Source organism: Pseudomonas silesiensis (assembly GCF_001661075.1).
Classification (GTDB): Bacteria; Pseudomonadota; Gammaproteobacteria; order Pseudomonadales; family Pseudomonadaceae; genus Aquipseudomonas; species Aquipseudomonas silesiensis.
In genome coordinates, this window is sequence record NZ_CP014870.1 from 1,658,780 (window position 1) to 1,673,900 (window position 15,121).

The window sequence follows — 15,121 nt, forward strand, 5'->3', positions numbered from 1 at the left end:
GCGGCAGTGTCGGGTTCAAGAATTATTCGCTTTTGCCTTTAGCCTGCAAACGCTCTGTATTCAGTCCGTGTGACAGGCTGTACACATAGGCCGCCAGCAATTGCACTTTATCGTTGCCAAGCAGCTCGTTCTGCGCGGGCATATGCCCCTGGCGGCCATGACGAATCGTTTGTCCAAGCTGTGCCAGGCTGGTGCCATAGATGTACCCGGCCGGCTGCGTCAGATTAGGCGCACCCATGGCTTCAGTGCCCTGGCCCTTTGCCCCGTGACAGGCGACACAGGTCGTGTTGAAAGCTTGCTGCCCGGCTTGCAGGTCGAACGTGCTGTCGTCCGGCAAAGGCAGGCCCGCCAGATCATGACGCACATAAGCCGCAACGTTCTTCACGCCGGCTTCACCGAGGATTTCACCCCAGGCTGGCATCGCCGCCATGCGCCCGCCCAGGATGGTGGTCTTGATCGTCTGGGCATCGCCACCCCAGCGCCAGTGACTGTCGGCCAGGTTGGGGAAGCCGAAAGCGCCCTTGGCATCCGAGCCGTGGCACACCGCGCAATTGGAGGCGAACAAGCGACCGCCCATGGTCAGTGCTTGCGGATCGTTGGCCACGTCTTCCACGGGCATTGCCGCAAATTTGGCGAAGATCGGCCCGAACTTCGCCTCGGCCTTGTTCATCTCCTTTTCCCACTCGTGGACGCCAGTCCAGCCGTTCTCATAACCGGGGAGGATGCCTTTCCAGTTGCCCAGGCCCGGGTACAGCACCAGATAACCCACGGCGAACACCAGCGTGCCGGCGAACAGCATGAACCACCACTGCGGCAGCGGGTTGTCATACTCCTCGATGCCGTCGAAGCTGTGGCCCATGGTCTGGTCGACGCTGCCCTTGGTTTCGCCCTTGCGGGTGCCGATCAGCAGCCAGGTCAGGCCGATCAGGCTGCCGATGGTCAGTACGCAAATCCACGTACTCCAGAAGGTGGTCATGGCCGGGTACTCCTTGTTTCAGGTTCTTGGGTGGCGTCGTCGGGTAGCGGTTCATCGGCGAACGGTAGCAAGCGCGCTTCGGCGAACTCCGGATTGCGTTTGCTGTTGAACACCCACAGCGTCAGGCCGACGAAGGCCACAAACACCACGACCGTGCCTAGGCCGCGGATCATTCCACTGCTCAATTCGCTCACTATTTCAAAGGGCATGGCCATGGCTTACCTCTTGCTCTTGATGGATGTGCCAAGCACTTGCAGGTAAGCGACCAATGCGTCCATCTCGGTCTTGCCTTTGAGCGAGGCCACTGAGCCGGCGATGTCGTCGTCGCTGTAGGGCACGCCGAGGGTGCGCATCGCCTTGATCTTGCTTTCGGTGTGGCTGCTGTCGAGTGGATTGGCCACCAGCCACGGATACCCGGGCATTTTCGATTCGGGCACCACGTTGCGCGGGTTGTACAAGTGCGCGCGGTGCCAGTCCTCGGAATAGCGACCGCCGACCCGGGCCAGGTCCGGACCGGTACGTTTCGAACCCCACAGGAACGGGTGATCCCAGACGCTTTCACCGGCGACCGAATAGTGACCGTAACGCTCGGTCTCGGCGCGGAACGGCCGGATCATCTGCGAGTGGCAACCGACGCAGCCTTCGCGGATGTAAATGTCGCGACCTTCCAGTTGCAGCGCGGTATAGGGCTTCATGCCTTCCACCGGTTTATTGGTGACGTCCTGGAAGAACAGCGGGACGATCTGGGTCAGGCCGCCAATGCTCACGGCCAGCACCATCAGCAACATCAGCAAGCCGACGTTTTTCTCGATTGTTTCGTGTTTCATGGCGGCCTCCTCAGGCGATCTGCGCGGCAGCGGCGGCTTCGGCAGGCTGCGAAGCCCGTACGGTGCGCCAGGTGTTGTAGGCCATCAGCAGCATGCCGCTGAAGAAAATCGCACCGCCTACCAGGCGCACGACGAAGCCTGGGTGGCTTGCCACCAGGGTCTCGACGAAGGAGTAGGTCAGCGTGCCGTCTTCATTGATGGCGCGCCACATCAGGCCCTGGGCGATGCCGTTGACCCACATCGAGGCGATGTAGAGCACGGTGCCGATGGTGGCGAGCCAGAAGTGCGCGTTGATCAGGCCGATGCTGTGCATCTGCGTGCGGCCGAAGATTTTCGGGATCATGTGGTACAGCGCGCCGATCGAAATCATCGCCACCCAGCCGAGGGCGCCGGCGTGCACGTGGCCGATGGTCCAGTCGGTGTAGTGGGAGAGGGCGTTCACCGTTTTGATCGCCATCATCGGCCCTTCGAAGGTCGACATGCCGTAGAACGCCAGCGACACCACGAGGAAACGCAGGATCGGGTCGCTGCGCAACTTATGCCAGGCACCCGAGAGGGTCATCATGCCGTTGATCATGCCGCCCCAGCTCGGTGCCAGCAGGATCAGCGACATCACCATGCCCAGCGACTGCGCCCAGTCCGGCAGCGCGGTGTAGTGCAAGTGGTGGGGGCCGGCCCAGATGTACAGGGTGATCAGCGCCCAGAAGTGCACGATCGACAGGCGATAGGAGTACACCGGACGCTCGGCTTGTTTCGGCACGAAGTAATACATCATCCCGAGGAAGCCGGCGGTGAGGAAAAAGCCTACGGCGTTGTGCCCGTACCACCACTGCACCATGGCATCGGTGGCACCGGCGTAGACCGAGTAGGACTTGGTGAAACTCACCGGCAGTTCAACGTTGTTGACGATGTGCAGAATCGCCACGGTGATGATGAATGCGCCGAAGAACCAGTTGCCGACATAAATGTGCCGGGTCTTGCGTTGCATGATCGTGCCGAAGAACACCACGGCGTACGCGACCCAGACGATGGTGATCAGGATGTCGATCGGCCATTCGAGTTCGGCGTATTCCTTGGAACTGGTGTAACCCAGCGGCAGGCTGATGGCCGCCAGGAGAATCACCAGCTGCCAGCCCCAGAAGCAGAACGCGGCGATTTTCGGGGCGAACAGCTGTGTCTGGCAGGTGCGCTGCACCGAATAGAACGAACTGGCAAACAGGGCGCAACCGCCAAAGGCGAAGATCACCGCGTTGGTGTGCAGCGGGCGCAACCGGCCGAAACTGGTCCATGGCAGATCGAAGTTGAGTTCGGGCCATACCAATTGGGCTGCGAGAAAAACCCCGAGGCCCATGCCGACGATGCCCCACACCACCGTCATAATGGCGAATTGGCGGACCACCTTGTAGTTGTAGGCGGTACTGATAGAAGTGTTCATGGTTCCCCATCCACGGTTCAGCCGAAGTGCCGGCGTATGCGCAAGGCAACGCTCACTTCGCCTGGAGTTATAGGCAGACTAAAAGCGAGGCAAGCATGGACAAAGAGCACAAGGCCAGTATTGACGGGGATCAATGGGCGCAGTGTGTGCGCGACCACGGCTGGCTGTGGAATGAGGCTGCCGCAAAGGGGTCCACCGAGCCTGTGACGCTGATTCTCGCCCATGGCGCCGGTGCGCCGATGGACAGTGTCTGGATGGACGACATCGCCGCACGCCTTGCTGCGCATGGCGTCAACGTGCTGCGCTTCGAGTTTCCCTATATGGCGCAGCGACGCCTTGATGGTGGCAAACGTCCACCGAACCCGGCACCCAGACTGTTGGAGTGCTGGCGTGAGGTCTATGCCGTGGTGCGACGCCATGTCGCTGGGCGTCTGGCCATCGGCGGCAAGTCCATGGGCGGGCGCATGGCCAGTCTACTGGCGGATGAACTGGGGGCGGATGCGCTGGTGTGTCTGGGGTATCCGTTTTATGCGGTCGGCAAACCGCAAAAGCCGCGGGTCGAGCATTTGGCCGGATTGAAGACCCGGACGCTGATTGTTCAGGGGGAGCGGGATGCGCTGGGCAATCGCGAGGCGGTTGAGGCTTACACTTTGGCGCCGGGTATCGAGGTGTTCTGGCTGGTGGCGGGGGATCATGATTTGAAGCCGTTGAAGGCTTCGGGGTTTACCCATGAACAGCATTTGGCGGCAGCGGCGGGCAAGGTTGCTGCGTTTCTTGTGTGAGGTTTCGCTGCCGCTCGGGCGCCTTATCGTCGAAACCCCGTCCTCGCCCTGCACCTATCCCCTTGTAGGAGCGAGCTCGCTCGCGATGGTCGTTAACGATTATGCGTTTGTTCAGGAAGAACGCGTTATCGTTAACGACCATCGCGAGCAAGCTCGCTCCCACAGGGGGACAGGGGGTGAGCCGCTGGCTAGACCTTATCCAGCTTCTTCTCTTGAGCCGTCACCTGCTGGCACAGTTCGATCATCTGCTCGCGCATCCAGCGGTTGGCCGGGTCCTGGTCGGTGCTTTCGTGCCAGTAGAGGTGGGTTTCCACCGGCGGCACGTCATTGACCGGCAAGTTCACCGAGTACAAGTCATGGCGGCGGGCGAAGCGCTCCGGCACGGTCATCACCATGTCCGTCTGCTGCAACACTTGCGAGGCCATCAGGTAATGCTGGGAGCGCAGGGCGATCTTGCGCTGGATGCCCATCTTGCCCAGTGCCAGATCAACATGACCCAGGCCGCTGCGACGGCTGGAGATATGGATGTGGGTCAGGGAGAGGTAGTCATCGAGGGTGAATTTTTCCTTGCCGGCCAGCGGATGCCCCTTGCGCATGGCGCACACGTAGCGGTCTTCCATCAGCTTGACGTGGCGCACCTGCGGGTCGGTGTTGAGCGGCGCGTCGACGGCGAAGTCGAGGCGCCCGGCCGCCAGTTCCTTGGTGGTTTCGCGGCGCTTGGACAGGAAGCTCTCGATGATCACCGTGGGTGCCAGGCGACGCAGGCGCTGGAACAGCGCTGGCAGGATCACCGCTTCGGTGAGGTCGGTCATGCTGATGCGATAGGTCTTGACCGCCTGCAGCGGATTGAAGATGCGGCTTTCCTGCACCGAGACCCTCAGCAGGGACAGGGCGTTGCGTACCGGGCCGATGATGTTCTGGGCCATCGGCGTCGGGACCATGCCCTGGGCGGTGCGCACGAACAACGGATCGTTGAAGGTCTCGCGCAGACGGGCCAGCGCGTTGGATACCGCCGGCTGGGTGATCCCGACTATCTGCCCGGCCCGTGTCAGATTGGCTTCGGTGTAGATCGCGTCAAAGACGATGAAAAGATTGAGATCGACCTTGCTCAGATTCATTGCGCTGCACTCTTGTTATAGGGGCTGGTGTTATATCGGCTGGCGTTATGTGGGGTTGGGTGGCCTTGACGATCAGTCGATCATATATCGGTGATGAATGTTAATACACGCCGAGAATAGGCTAGGTAAATTTTAGTAGCTGTTCTAGCATCGATTGCATGACTTGAACAACTCATCAAAACCCCCTGTCAAAAGGTAGAGCTGCCCATGGATTTCGCTTATTCGCCCAAGGTGCAAGAACTGCGTGAGCGCGTGACCGCGTTCATGGACACCTACGTTTATCCGGCCGAAACCGTATTCGAGCGCCAGGTCGCCGAGGGCGATCGCTGGCAGCCGACGGCAATCATGGAGGAGCTCAAACTCAAGGCCAAGGCTGAAGGGCTGTGGAATTTGTTTCTTCCCGAGTCCGAACTCGGCGCCGGCCTGAGTAACCTGGAGTACGCGCCGCTGGCGGAAATCATGGGCCGTTCGCTGTTGGGACCGGAACCGTTCAACTGCTCCGCGCCGGACACCGGCAACATGGAAGTGCTGGTGCGTTATGCCAATGAAGAGCAGAAGCAACGCTGGCTCGAACCCTTGTTGCGCGGCGATATTCGATCGGCGTTTGCCATGACCGAACCGGACGTGGCGTCCTCCGACGCCACCAACATGGCTGCCCGCGCCGTGCGCGATGGCGACGAGTGGGTGATCAATGGCAAGAAATGGTGGACCTCGGGTGCCTGCGATCCGCGCTGCAAGATCCTGATCTTCATGGGCCTGAGCAATCCGGACGCACCGCGCCATGCCCAGCACTCGATGATTCTGGTGCCGGTGGATGCCCCTGGGGTGAAAATCGTGCGGCCGCTACCCGTGTTCGGTTACGACGATGCGCCTCACGGTCATGCCGAAGTGCTGTTTGAAAATGTCCGGGTGCCGTACGAAAACGTCCTGTTGGGTGAAGGACGCGGCTTCGAAATCGCCCAGGGTCGCCTTGGCCCTGGCCGGATTCACCACTGCATGCGTTCGATCGGCATGGCCGAGCGCGCGCTGGAGCTGATGTGCAAGCGCGCGGTGAACCGTACAGCGTTTGGCAAGCCCCTGGCACGTCTTGGCGGTAACATCGACAAGATCGCCGACTCGCGGATGGAGATCGACATGGCGCGCCTGCTGACATTGAAGGCTGCGTACATGATGGACACTGTCGGCAATAAAATTGCGAAAAGCGAAATCGCACAGATCAAGGTGGTGGCGCCGAACGTGGCGTTGCGGGTGATCGATCGGGCGATCCAGATCCATGGCGGAGCCGGGGTGTCCAACGATTTTCCGCTGGCCTACATGTATGCGATGCAACGCACCCTGCGCCTGGCCGATGGCCCGGACGAAGTGCACCGCGCGGCGATCGGCAAGTTCGAGATCGGCAAGTACGTCCGGTAGGAGCAAGGCGGCGATACCTCAGTCGACCGTTGGCAGCCCATAGAACGCCCGCGCACACGCCGTACTGTGGGCCGCCAGCTCTTCCTCGCTTTCCCCTCGATGCAGCGCCACTTCGCGCAACACTTCGGTGAGGTACGCAGGTTCGTTGCGCCCGTTTTTCGGCTTGGGCCGCAGACTGCGCGGTAACAGGTACGGCGCATCGCTCTCCAGCATCAACCGCCCGCGCTTGATTTCCTTTACCAACGGATGCAGGTGGGTGCCCCGGCGCTCGTCGCAAATCCAGCCGGTGATGCCGATGTGCAAATCCAGATCCAGATAGCTGAACAGGGCCTTTTTTTCGCCGGTGAAGCAATGCACCACCGCCGCGGGCAACTGATCACGGTAGTCACGCAGGATCTCCAGCAAACGCTGGCTGGCATCGCGCTCGTGGAGGAACACCGGCATTTGCAGCTCGACCGCCATCGCCAAGTGCTCTTCGAGGACTTTTTCCTGCTGTGGGCGCGGCGAAAAATCGCGATTGAAATCCAGTCCGCATTCACCCACGGCCACCACATTCGGCTCCTTGAGCAAACTGCGCAGTTGGCGGTCGCTGTCGGCGTTCCAGTCGCTGGCCGAGTGAGGATGAATACCGGCGGTGGCGAACAGGCGTTGCGCCGTTTCATCCAGCTGGCGGCACAGCTCCAGTGCCTGTTCGCTGCCCTCGACACTGGTACCGGTGAGCACCAATTGGCAGACCCCGGCAGCGTAGGCACGGTCGAGTACCGCCTGATGCTTGTCGGCAAAACAAGGGTTGGTCAGGTTGACGCCGATATCGATGAGTTGCATGGTGCTACCTCGGACCAAAGGCCGGAAAGCATATCAGAGCTGCAAATTTATAAGAAAAACCAAGAACTACAACGGGTTATTACTGTCTTTTGAGGCCGAGAGACAGGTCCGGCTGGCCAATGTGCCATCACTGTGCCGGTTTTCGGCACCTTGTCAGCGCTCAGTGCGCTCTGTTTCTGTCGCTCGATCTCATCAAAACGATCGGCCCGGTATTCTTCGCGGAGAGCGGATGATTCGTCCCTCGGTTTTGCTACTGCTGTGTTGTTCGTTGCTGCTGCCGATGCCCGCGGATGCGCGCCTGGCCGGGCCGCTGCAAGCCGTGCCGGCAGCCAAGGTCCGCGATCTGGCGGACATCCGCAGCAGCCGGGTGCTCAGAGTGCTGGTCAATCAGAGCCGCAATAGCTCCGGCGAAGTCCAGGGCCAGTCCATCGGCGTCGAATACCATCGCCTGCGCGCCTTCGAGCAATACCTCAACGGTCACGCCCGAGACGGGCAGGAAATCACCCTCAAGATCATTCCCAAGGCCAAGGATCAACTACTCGGAGCGCTGCAGCGCGGCGAAGGGGATCTGGTGGCGCCCGGGGAACTGCTCGACCTGAGACCCGGCTACGCCGTCAGCACCAGTGCGCCGGTTTCGAGCAACGTACCGTTGCTGCTGGTCGGTATCAAGGGCGAGCGACGCTACACCCGTGTTGAGCAACTCTCGGGCAAAACCCTGGCGCTGCCCACCGGCAGTGCCGCCGGCGATGCGGTCAGCCAGATCAATCAAAAGCTGGCGTTGCGCAAACTGGCGCCGGTGAAGATCGAGTGGGTCGATCCGAGCCTGGCGGTCGAGGATGTGCTGGAGATGGTCCAGGGCGGGATTTTTCACCTGACCATCGTCGAGCAACCGATTGCCGAGCGCTGGGGCAAGATCCTGCCCAAGTTGCGATTTGATCGGCAGGTGCTCATCAGCGAGCCGGGCGAAGAGTTCTGGTTCGTGCGCCGCGATGCTTCGATGTTGCGCGCGAGCATCGACCGCTTCCTGGTCGGCTACAAGAAACCGTCGGACCAGGACGTCGCGTTCCTGCGAACCTATCGACGCTCGTATCGAGTGCATTATCCCTTGGCCAAGGCCAATCGACAGCGCCTGGAAAAACTTCGACCGGTGCTGCAGAAACACGCTGAAGCCCAGGGCATGGACTGGCTGAACCTGGCGGCGCTGGCGTTCAAGGAGTCGTCCCTGCAACCCAATGCCCGCAGCGGCAGCGGCCCCACCGGCCTGATGCAGATCACCCCCTCCGCGGCCCAGCGGGTAGGGGTCGACAATATTCAGAACCTCGATGCCAATGTGCAGGCCGGGGCCAAGTACCTGGCCTTGATCCGTCGCAAGTTCTTTTCCAGCCCCAAACTCAACGAACGTGAGCGCATGGCGTTTGTGCTGGCGGCCTACAACATGGGACCGGAGCGCGTGCAAGGCATGCGTGCCGAGGCGCGTCGCCGGGGCTTGAATCCCAATCAGTGGTTCTTCCAGGTGGAACGCATCGCCATGGAGCAGGTGGGAATGGGCGCCGTCAGCTATGTTAATAGCGTGAACAAGTATTACCTGGCGTTCGATCGGGAACGGGAGTCGTTGGAGCCCGGGGGGCAGAAGGTTGTCTCGCGTAAATGATCGAATAAACTGATTGTTATGGCGGATTTATTGCGCTTTTAACATGATATTTACTGATTAATATAGCGGCCAAGCCAACACTCAACTCCAGAATGGATGACACAGCATGAGCACACTGATCAACAAGGTACTGTTTACCCGCGCCGGCTATGGCTTGACTGTCCTGCGGATTTTCGTCGGCATCATCTTCGCGGCCCACGGTGCGCAGAAACTGTTCGGCGCGTTCGGTGGTTATGGTCTGGCGGGCACGGCGCAGTACATGGAGAGCATCGGCCTGACCCCAGGCTACGTGATGGCGACGCTGGCGGGTGGGACCGAGTTCTTTGGCGGCCTGGCATTGATCATTGGCTTGCTGGCACGCCCGGCTGCACTGGGGCTGACCTTTCTTTCGCTGGTGGCGATTTTCACTGTGCATATCGGCAATGGGCTGTTCATGGCCAACAACGGGTATGAATTTGCCTTGGCGTTGTTGGGTGGCAGTATTGCGGTGTTGATTGAGGGTGCGGGCAAGCTGTCGGTTGATCGGGCCATTGCTGGTTGATAGAAGGCGGCCTGGTAGCCGACCGGGGGGTTTGATGGTGTACATATCCGTTGCTGCGGTAACGGCTACTTAGGGTTTCGCCCTTACGGCGAGGCACTTTTTTCAAACGCCAAAAAAGTACCCAAAAAGGCTCGCCCCGGCGTCCGGCCCCTCGCTAAGGCTCGGCGTTCCTTCGCTCCGGTATTCATCCGGGGACACAGCCCGCAGGTTGGCTTCGCGACGACCTACATGCAGCGTGTTCGACTGCGTCGAACGGCGCTGCGCGCCACTCCCCGGATGAACACCTCCACTCAGCCTCCCGATATAGGGGCGGGTGGATCAAGATCAAGCGCTGCAGGCGAGCTAACGCTCGGCCTGATGAGTGGTGAAGGGCGCTGGTGTACACCGATCCATTGTAGGAGCTGGCTTGCCAGCGAAGGCGGCCTGCCAGCCAACCAATCTCTCTCGGATGTACACTGACCCACTGTAGGAGGGGCCGAAGGCTGCGATCTCTTGATCTTGATCTTGGCCGCCTGACAGCGACCTGTTTCTGCGGATGTACCCGGTCCAATTGTGGGAGCGGGCTTGCTCGCGAAGGCGGACTGACATTCGGCACCGATGTCGACTGATCCGCCGTCTTCGCTGCGGTGCGGCGATCCGACAAGCCAACCACTTTCCCCATTGCGCAGCCGTTTTTTGTTGCGCGTCATTCTTGACACCATCCGGTCAGCTTCTCTAGGATGCTGCTCATGCGCCGATTTAAACAGCTACTTGCGGGGCGCCAGGTGACTCATCCAGTTGCCGACAGAAGCTTGCAGCAAGCTTCGAAATACCGCTAAAGCGCTGGTTCGGTGTTGCCTCTCACCTGCCATGCAGACTTTTTGAGGCTGAGACACGACACGATGAATGCACTAAGCCCCGTTATACGCCCCGCGCCGATCACGGCCCATCTGACCCAGCGCAATCCAAAAATCCTGCTTGGCGGCAAACATCAACCAACGCTCCTGCGCTATCTCGATGGCTGGCCACGTCGCACCGGCGGACCTGCAGCCTTCCTGATCCAGTTTGTCGAAGACGGCGAGTCCCTGGCCCGATTTGCCAGCGACAGCTTTGATCTGGCGGTGATTCAATCGCCCAGCGTTGAAGACGCCCCCGAAGTGATCAGGCAACTGGTCCGTGTTGCCCGGCAAGGGCTGATCACCCGCCGCTGAGGTTCAGCGCGCTGCGACTCAGGGATAGTCGATCGCCACGATATACACACACTGCTCGCCGGTAGGCGTCTGGACCCGAACTTCCGCGTCCAGGGCCTTGCCGATCAGCGCGCGGGCCAGCGGTGAGTCGATGCTGATCAACCCCAGCTTCAAATCAAGCTCATCCGGCCCGACGATGCGATAGCGCGATTCTTTGCCAGCCTCGTCTTCAATGGTGACCCAGGCGCCAAAATAAACCTTGTTCGGGTCGCTCGGCTTCTCGCTGACTACCTTGAGCGCTTCCAGCCGCTTGGTGAGAAAGCGCACGCGACTGTCGATCTCGCGCAGCATCTTCTTGCCATAGGTGTACTCGGCGTTCTCCGAGCGATCGCCCTGGGCCGCGGCCTCGCTGACCGACTGCGTGACCTGCGGGCGGCGCACATGCCAGAGCTCATGGAACTCGGCCCGCATCCGCGCTTCACCCTCGGGGGTGATCAGCGCGGTGCCAGCGGTGCGGGGAGGGCGATAACGGCTCATGGCAACTTCTTGTGGTGGAGAGGGCTTGAGTCTATCAACCCTCGCGCAAGACTGTCAGGGGGCTGGCGTTCAAGGCGCGACGAGTCCCGAAGACACCGGCGCCACCGATCAGCACGGCGCCGATCAGCGGCAGCACCAGCAACCACGGATGCGGCTGCCAGGGCAGGTCGAAGGCGTAGCGGTAAAGCACCAGGCTCACCAGTTCCGAACCCAATGCCGCCAACAAGCCGCTGACCGCGCCAAGCAGACCGAACTCGATGCGTCGGGCCTTGACCAGCAACTGTCGCTCCGCCCCCAGCGCTCGCAGCAAGGCACCCTGGCGAATGCGTTCATCCAGCGTCGCTTGCAGGCCGGAGAACAACACCGCCATGCCCGCCGCCAACACGAACAACAGCACGTATTCCACCGCCAGGGTGACCTGGGCGAGGATGCTGCGCAACTGCGCGAGCAAGGCCTCGACTTGCAGAATCGTCACCGCCGGGAAGGATCGGGACAGGTCGACGATCTGCTGATCATGACCGGCCGCCAGGTAGAAACTGGTCAGGTAGGTCGCAGGCAAGTCCTTCAACGTGCCAGGCTGGAAGATCATGAAGAAGTTCGGCTGGAAGTTGTCCCAGTTGATGTCTCGCAGGCTGGTGACTTTCGCTTCGCGATTCATCCCGCCGACGGTAAACACCATGTGATCGCCGAGCTTGAGCTTCAGGCTCTCGGCGACCTTGCCTTCCACCGATACGCCGGGAATCTCGTCCGGCGCCTGTTCGGGCCACCAGTTGCCGGCGGTGAGCGTGTTGCCCGCCGGCAGGTCCGCCGCCCAGGTCAGGCTCAGGTCGCGCTGGATCGCCCGGTCACCGGCTGAGTCCTTGCTGACGATTTCCTGCACCGGCTCGCCATTGATGCTGATCAGTCGCCCCGGCACCACCGGGTACAACGGCGCCGATTGTGCCGACAGTTCGATCAACCGATCGGTGAAGGCCTGCTTGTCCGCCGGCAGAATGTTCAGTGCGAAATAGTTCGGTGCGTTTTTCGGCAGCTGGTTCTGCCAGGTGTCCAGCAACTCGCCACGCAACAGGGCGATCAATGCCATGGACAGCAGAATCAGACCGAAGGCCAGGGCTTGACCCGCGGCCGCCAGGGGATGGCGCAACAACTGGCCCAACCCGAGCCGCCACGGCAAGGACGCTCGCGCGAGCATTCGGCGCAGGCTCTTGAGCAGTAGCAACAGCAAGCCGCCCAGCACCAGCGCGGCGATCACGCCTCCGCCGAGCAGGGCGAAGGTCAGCAGCAGGTCCAGGCTCAGGCGCCACATGATCAGGCCTAGGGCACCCAATGCCGCGCCATAGATCATCCAGGTGCTGGTGGGAATCGGCAGCATGTCACGACGCAACACCCGCAAGGGTGGCACCCGACCCAGTGCAGCCAGTGGCGGCAAGGCAAAACCGGCCAGCGCCACCAGTCCGGTGCCAATTCCGGCGATGCCCGGCAACAGGCCGCCTGGGGGTACATCGGTCGGCACCAGATCATGCAACAAGGCGAACAGGCCGAGCTGTGCCAGCCAGCCGATAAAGGCGCCGCTGATACTCGCGAGCAGTCCGAGCACCGTCAGCTGCAAACTGAACAGCACCATGGTTTCCCGACGGGATAGCCCCAGGCAACGCAACAAGGCGCTGGCGTCGAATCGGCGGGTTGCGAAGCGTGTCGCCGACAACGCCACCGCCACTCCGGCCAGCAGCACCGCCACCAGACTGGCCATGTTCAGGTAACGTTCGGCCTTGCCCAGGGCGCCACCGATCTGCCGATTGCCATCGCGGGCATCCTGTATGCGCTGGTTGGGGGCCAGCCCGGGCTTGATCAGTTGTCGATAGGTTTCCAGGGCCTCGGCTGTGCCGCGCCAGAGTTCGCGATAGCTGACCCGGCTGCCGGGTTGCACCACGCCGGTCGCCGCGAGGTCGCCGAGGTTGATCAGCACCCGTGGCGTGAGGCTGTAGAAATTGCCGGCACGGTCGGGCTCGTAGGTCAGCACGCGTGCCAGTTTCAGGGTTTTCATGCCGACGTCGATGCTGTCGCCGATCTTCAGGTCCAGCGCGGTCAGCAGTCGCCCCTCGACCCAGGCTTCGCCGGGTTTCGGGCCGCCACCGGATACCTCCGCGGCGAAGGGCGCGGGGGTGCTTTTCAGCTCGCCCCGCAGCGGATAGACGTCATCGGCGGCCTTGATACTGGACAGCTGGATGCCGCTGTCGGTGGCGATGACGCTGGAAAACTCCACCACTTGCGCGTGTTCCAGGCCCAACTCCACGCCACTGCTGATCTGTTCGGGGCGCGCCGGCGAGCTGCCTTCGAGCAGCAGATCGGCGCCGAGAAATTCCGTGGCGCGCAGCATCATGGCGCCGTTCAGGCGGGCACCGAAGTAGCCGATGGCGGTACTCGACGCCACGGCCACCAGCAAGGCGAAGAACAACACCCGCAGTTCACCGGCGCGGGCGTCGCGCAGCAGTTGGCGGATGGCGAGGCTGAACAGGCGCAACAGCGGCAGGCGTGCCATCAAGGCTCCAGAGGGGCGACCAGCAGGCCGGCTTCAAGGCGGATCAGGCGCCGGCAGCGATGTGCCAGGCGTTCGTCGTGGGTCACCAGCACCAGGGTCGTACCGCTTTCCTGGTTGAGTTCGAACAGCAGGTCGCTGATGCGTTCGCCGGTGTGGCTGTCGAGGTTGCCGGTGGGTTCGTCGGCGAACAACACATCCGGTTCGGCGGCAAAGGCGCGGGCGATGGCCACGCGCTGCTGTTCCCCGCCGGAGAGCTGGCGCGGCGAGTGGCTCAGGCGTTGGCCAAGGCCGACCCGTTGCAGCAATTCGGTGGCGCGCTCACGGGCGTCTTTGCGACCGTCGAGTTCCAGCGGCAGCATGACGTTCTCCAGAGCGTTGAGACTGTCGAGCAACTGGAAGGATTGAAAAACAAAACCGACATGTTCGGCGCGGATGCGGGCGCGCTGGTCTTCATCGAGTTGGCTCAGGCCTTGCCCCGCCAGGGTGACTTCTCCGCTGCTCGGCAGGTCGAGGCCCGCCAACAGGCCGAGGAGGGTGGATTTGCCGGAACCGGAGGCGCCGACGATGGCCAGGCTGTCGCCCTTGTTCAGTTCCAGGCTGAGTTCGTGCAGGATAGTCAGTTCACCTTCCGCGCTGGATACCACTTTGCTGAGGTTCTTCGCGGTGAGAATGCTTGCGCCCATGGAGAATCCGATGCGAGTGTGGTTTTTGAGTGCCGGCCTGGCCTTGATGTGCATGGCCCAGAACGCAGCGGCGGGTACAGTCCTGATCGTTGGCGATAGTATCAGCGCCGGTTTCGGCCTGGATACCCGTTTGGGGTGGGTGTCGCTGCTCGAGCAACGGCTCAAGCGCGAAGGTTTCGACGATAAGGTGATCAATGCGTCCATCAGCGGCGACACCAGTGCCGGAGGCCAGGCGCGCCTGCCGGCGCTGCTTGCAGAGCATAAGCCGGAACTGGTGATCCTCGAGTTGGGCGGCAATGACGGGCTGCGTGGAATGCCCCCAGCTAATTTGCAACAAAACCTTGCGTCGATGATTGACAGCTCCAGGGACAGTGGCGCCAAGGTGCTGTTGCTCGGCATGCAATTGCCACCCAACTACGGTGAGCGTTACACCAAGGCCTTCGCCGAGGTTTACACCAAGGTGGCCGATGAGAAGAAAATCCCGCTGGTACCGTTTTTTCTCGACGGCGTGGGCGGTCATCCGGACTTGATGCAGGCCGACGGCTTGCACCCGGCCGCAGGGGCGCAGGACAAGTTGCTGGAAAATGTCTGGCCGACACTGAAACCGCTGCTTTGACGCTTTTCT

Annotated in this window: 15 protein-coding genes; 6 read left to right on the plus strand and 9 right to left on the minus strand. The window is 61.5% G+C overall.

Going from position 1 to position 15,121, the window contains the following annotated elements; all coding sequences use genetic code 11:
* Window positions 1–22 precede the first annotated feature (22 nt).
* Genes ccoP through ccoN form a run of 4 tightly spaced genes read right to left on the minus strand, consistent with a single transcriptional unit; the run spans window position 23 to window position 3,238 of the window.
* On the minus strand, window positions 23–976 hold the full coding sequence (gene ccoP, locus PMA3_RS07550; RefSeq protein ID WP_064676570.1) for a cytochrome-c oxidase, cbb3-type subunit III: 954 nt from the start codon (window positions 974–976) through the stop codon (window positions 23–25).
* The gene (locus PMA3_RS07555) at window positions 973–1,173 is read right to left on the minus strand and encodes a cbb3-type cytochrome oxidase subunit 3 (RefSeq protein ID WP_338923491.1); all 201 of its coding nucleotides are present in this window, start codon (window positions 1,171–1,173) and stop codon (window positions 973–975) included. Before PMA3_RS07555 ends, ccoP begins: the two co-directional genes overlap by 4 nt.
* A gap of 21 nt (window positions 1,174–1,194) precedes the next feature.
* Complete coding sequence (gene ccoO / locus PMA3_RS07560) at window positions 1,195–1,803, minus strand: cytochrome-c oxidase, cbb3-type subunit II (protein ID WP_064676572.1); 609 nt, start codon at window positions 1,801–1,803, stop codon at window positions 1,195–1,197.
* Window positions 1,804–1,813: 10 nt separating this feature from the next.
* A complete protein-coding gene (ccoN, locus tag PMA3_RS07565) occupies window positions 1,814–3,238 on the minus strand; it encodes a cytochrome-c oxidase, cbb3-type subunit I (RefSeq protein ID WP_064676573.1) in 1,425 nt (474 codons plus the stop codon).
* Window positions 3,239–3,333: 95 nt separating this feature from the next.
* On the opposite strand from ccoN, the gene PMA3_RS07570 reads away from it, so the two are divergent.
* Entirely contained in the window at window positions 3,334–4,020 is a 687-nt protein-coding gene (locus PMA3_RS07570) for an alpha/beta family hydrolase (RefSeq protein WP_064676574.1), read from the plus strand.
* 188 nt (window positions 4,021–4,208) lie between these two features.
* On the opposite strand, the gene PMA3_RS07575 is transcribed toward PMA3_RS07570, so the two are convergent.
* Window positions 4,209–5,138, minus strand: a complete 930-nt coding sequence (locus PMA3_RS07575; protein ID WP_064676575.1) for a LysR family transcriptional regulator — start codon at window positions 5,136–5,138, stop codon at window positions 4,209–4,211.
* Between the two features lie 207 nt (window positions 5,139–5,345).
* Here PMA3_RS07575 and PMA3_RS07580 point away from each other — a divergent pair, with 207 nt between their 5' ends.
* The gene (locus tag PMA3_RS07580) at window positions 5,346–6,551 is read left to right on the plus strand and encodes an acyl-CoA dehydrogenase (protein WP_064676576.1); all 1,206 of its coding nucleotides are present in this window, start codon (window positions 5,346–5,348) and stop codon (window positions 6,549–6,551) included.
* Window positions 6,552–6,569: 18 nt separating this feature from the next.
* Here PMA3_RS07580 and PMA3_RS07585 read toward each other — a convergent pair whose 3' ends face one another.
* Window positions 6,570–7,376 (minus strand): TatD family hydrolase, encoded by an 807-nt coding sequence (locus PMA3_RS07585; RefSeq protein ID WP_064676577.1) that lies wholly within the window; start codon window positions 7,374–7,376, stop codon window positions 6,570–6,572.
* Window positions 7,377–7,605: 229 nt separating this feature from the next.
* Here PMA3_RS07585 and PMA3_RS07590 point away from each other — a divergent pair, with 229 nt between their 5' ends.
* From PMA3_RS07590 to PMA3_RS07600, 3 genes are all read left to right on the plus strand, one after another.
* Window positions 7,606–9,027, plus strand: a complete 1,422-nt coding sequence (locus tag PMA3_RS07590; protein WP_064676578.1) for an MltF family protein — start codon at window positions 7,606–7,608, stop codon at window positions 9,025–9,027.
* Window positions 9,028–9,133: 106 nt separating this feature from the next.
* The gene (locus PMA3_RS07595) at window positions 9,134–9,568 is read left to right on the plus strand and encodes a DoxX family protein (protein ID WP_064676579.1); all 435 of its coding nucleotides are present in this window, start codon (window positions 9,134–9,136) and stop codon (window positions 9,566–9,568) included.
* Between the two features lie 881 nt (window positions 9,569–10,449).
* Window positions 10,450–10,758 (plus strand): hypothetical protein, encoded by a 309-nt coding sequence (locus PMA3_RS07600; RefSeq protein ID WP_064676580.1) that lies wholly within the window; start codon window positions 10,450–10,452, stop codon window positions 10,756–10,758.
* An 18-nt stretch (window positions 10,759–10,776) separates the two neighbouring features.
* Here PMA3_RS07600 and greB read toward each other — a convergent pair whose 3' ends face one another.
* From greB to PMA3_RS07615, 3 genes are read right to left on the minus strand one after another with little or no spacing between them, the layout of a single operon-like run.
* Window positions 10,777–11,274, minus strand: coding sequence for a transcription elongation factor GreB (greB, locus tag PMA3_RS07605; RefSeq protein ID WP_064676581.1), 498 nt, complete (start codon window positions 11,272–11,274; stop codon window positions 10,777–10,779).
* Between the two features lie 34 nt (window positions 11,275–11,308).
* Entirely contained in the window at window positions 11,309–13,813 is a 2,505-nt protein-coding gene (locus tag PMA3_RS07610; protein WP_064676582.1) for an ABC transporter permease, read from the minus strand.
* A complete protein-coding gene (locus PMA3_RS07615; protein WP_064676583.1) occupies window positions 13,813–14,496 on the minus strand; it encodes an ABC transporter ATP-binding protein in 684 nt (227 codons plus the stop codon). The genes PMA3_RS07610 and PMA3_RS07615 overlap by 1 nt, the downstream gene beginning before the upstream one ends.
* A 10-nt stretch (window positions 14,497–14,506) precedes the next feature.
* Between PMA3_RS07615 and PMA3_RS07620 the strand changes: the two genes are divergently transcribed.
* Window positions 14,507–15,112, plus strand: a complete 606-nt coding sequence (locus tag PMA3_RS07620) for an arylesterase (protein WP_064676584.1) — start codon at window positions 14,507–14,509, stop codon at window positions 15,110–15,112.
* The last annotated feature ends 9 nt before the right edge of the window (window positions 15,113–15,121 follow it).

Coding starts and splice junctions, on each gene's coding strand:
- greB (WP_064676581.1), bottom strand. CDS start 11,274: ATGAGCCGTTATCGCCCTCCCCGCACCGCTGGCACCGCGCTGATCACC.
- PMA3_RS07570 (WP_064676574.1), top strand. CDS start 3,334: ATGGACAAAGAGCACAAGGCCAGTATTGACGGGGATCAATGGGCGCAG.
- PMA3_RS07575 (WP_064676575.1), bottom strand. CDS start 5,138: ATGAATCTGAGCAAGGTCGATCTCAATCTTTTCATCGTCTTTGACGCG.
- PMA3_RS07620 (WP_064676584.1), top strand. CDS start 14,507: ATGCGAGTGTGGTTTTTGAGTGCCGGCCTGGCCTTGATGTGCATGGCC.
- ccoP (WP_064676570.1), bottom strand. CDS start 976: ATGACCACCTTCTGGAGTACGTGGATTTGCGTACTGACCATCGGCAGC.
- ccoO (WP_064676572.1), bottom strand. CDS start 1,803: ATGAAACACGAAACAATCGAGAAAAACGTCGGCTTGCTGATGTTGCTG.
- PMA3_RS07600 (WP_064676580.1), top strand. CDS start 10,450: ATGAATGCACTAAGCCCCGTTATACGCCCCGCGCCGATCACGGCCCAT.
- PMA3_RS07580 (WP_064676576.1), top strand. CDS start 5,346: ATGGATTTCGCTTATTCGCCCAAGGTGCAAGAACTGCGTGAGCGCGTG.
- PMA3_RS07615 (WP_064676583.1), bottom strand. CDS start 14,496: ATGGGCGCAAGCATTCTCACCGCGAAGAACCTCAGCAAAGTGGTATCC.
- PMA3_RS07590 (WP_064676578.1), top strand. CDS start 7,606: ATGATTCGTCCCTCGGTTTTGCTACTGCTGTGTTGTTCGTTGCTGCTG.
- PMA3_RS07610 (WP_064676582.1), bottom strand. CDS start 13,813: ATGGCACGCCTGCCGCTGTTGCGCCTGTTCAGCCTCGCCATCCGCCAA.
- PMA3_RS07595 (WP_064676579.1), top strand. CDS start 9,134: ATGAGCACACTGATCAACAAGGTACTGTTTACCCGCGCCGGCTATGGC.
- PMA3_RS07585 (WP_064676577.1), bottom strand. CDS start 7,376: ATGCAACTCATCGATATCGGCGTCAACCTGACCAACCCTTGTTTTGCC.
- ccoN (WP_064676573.1), bottom strand. CDS start 3,238: ATGAACACTTCTATCAGTACCGCCTACAACTACAAGGTGGTCCGCCAA.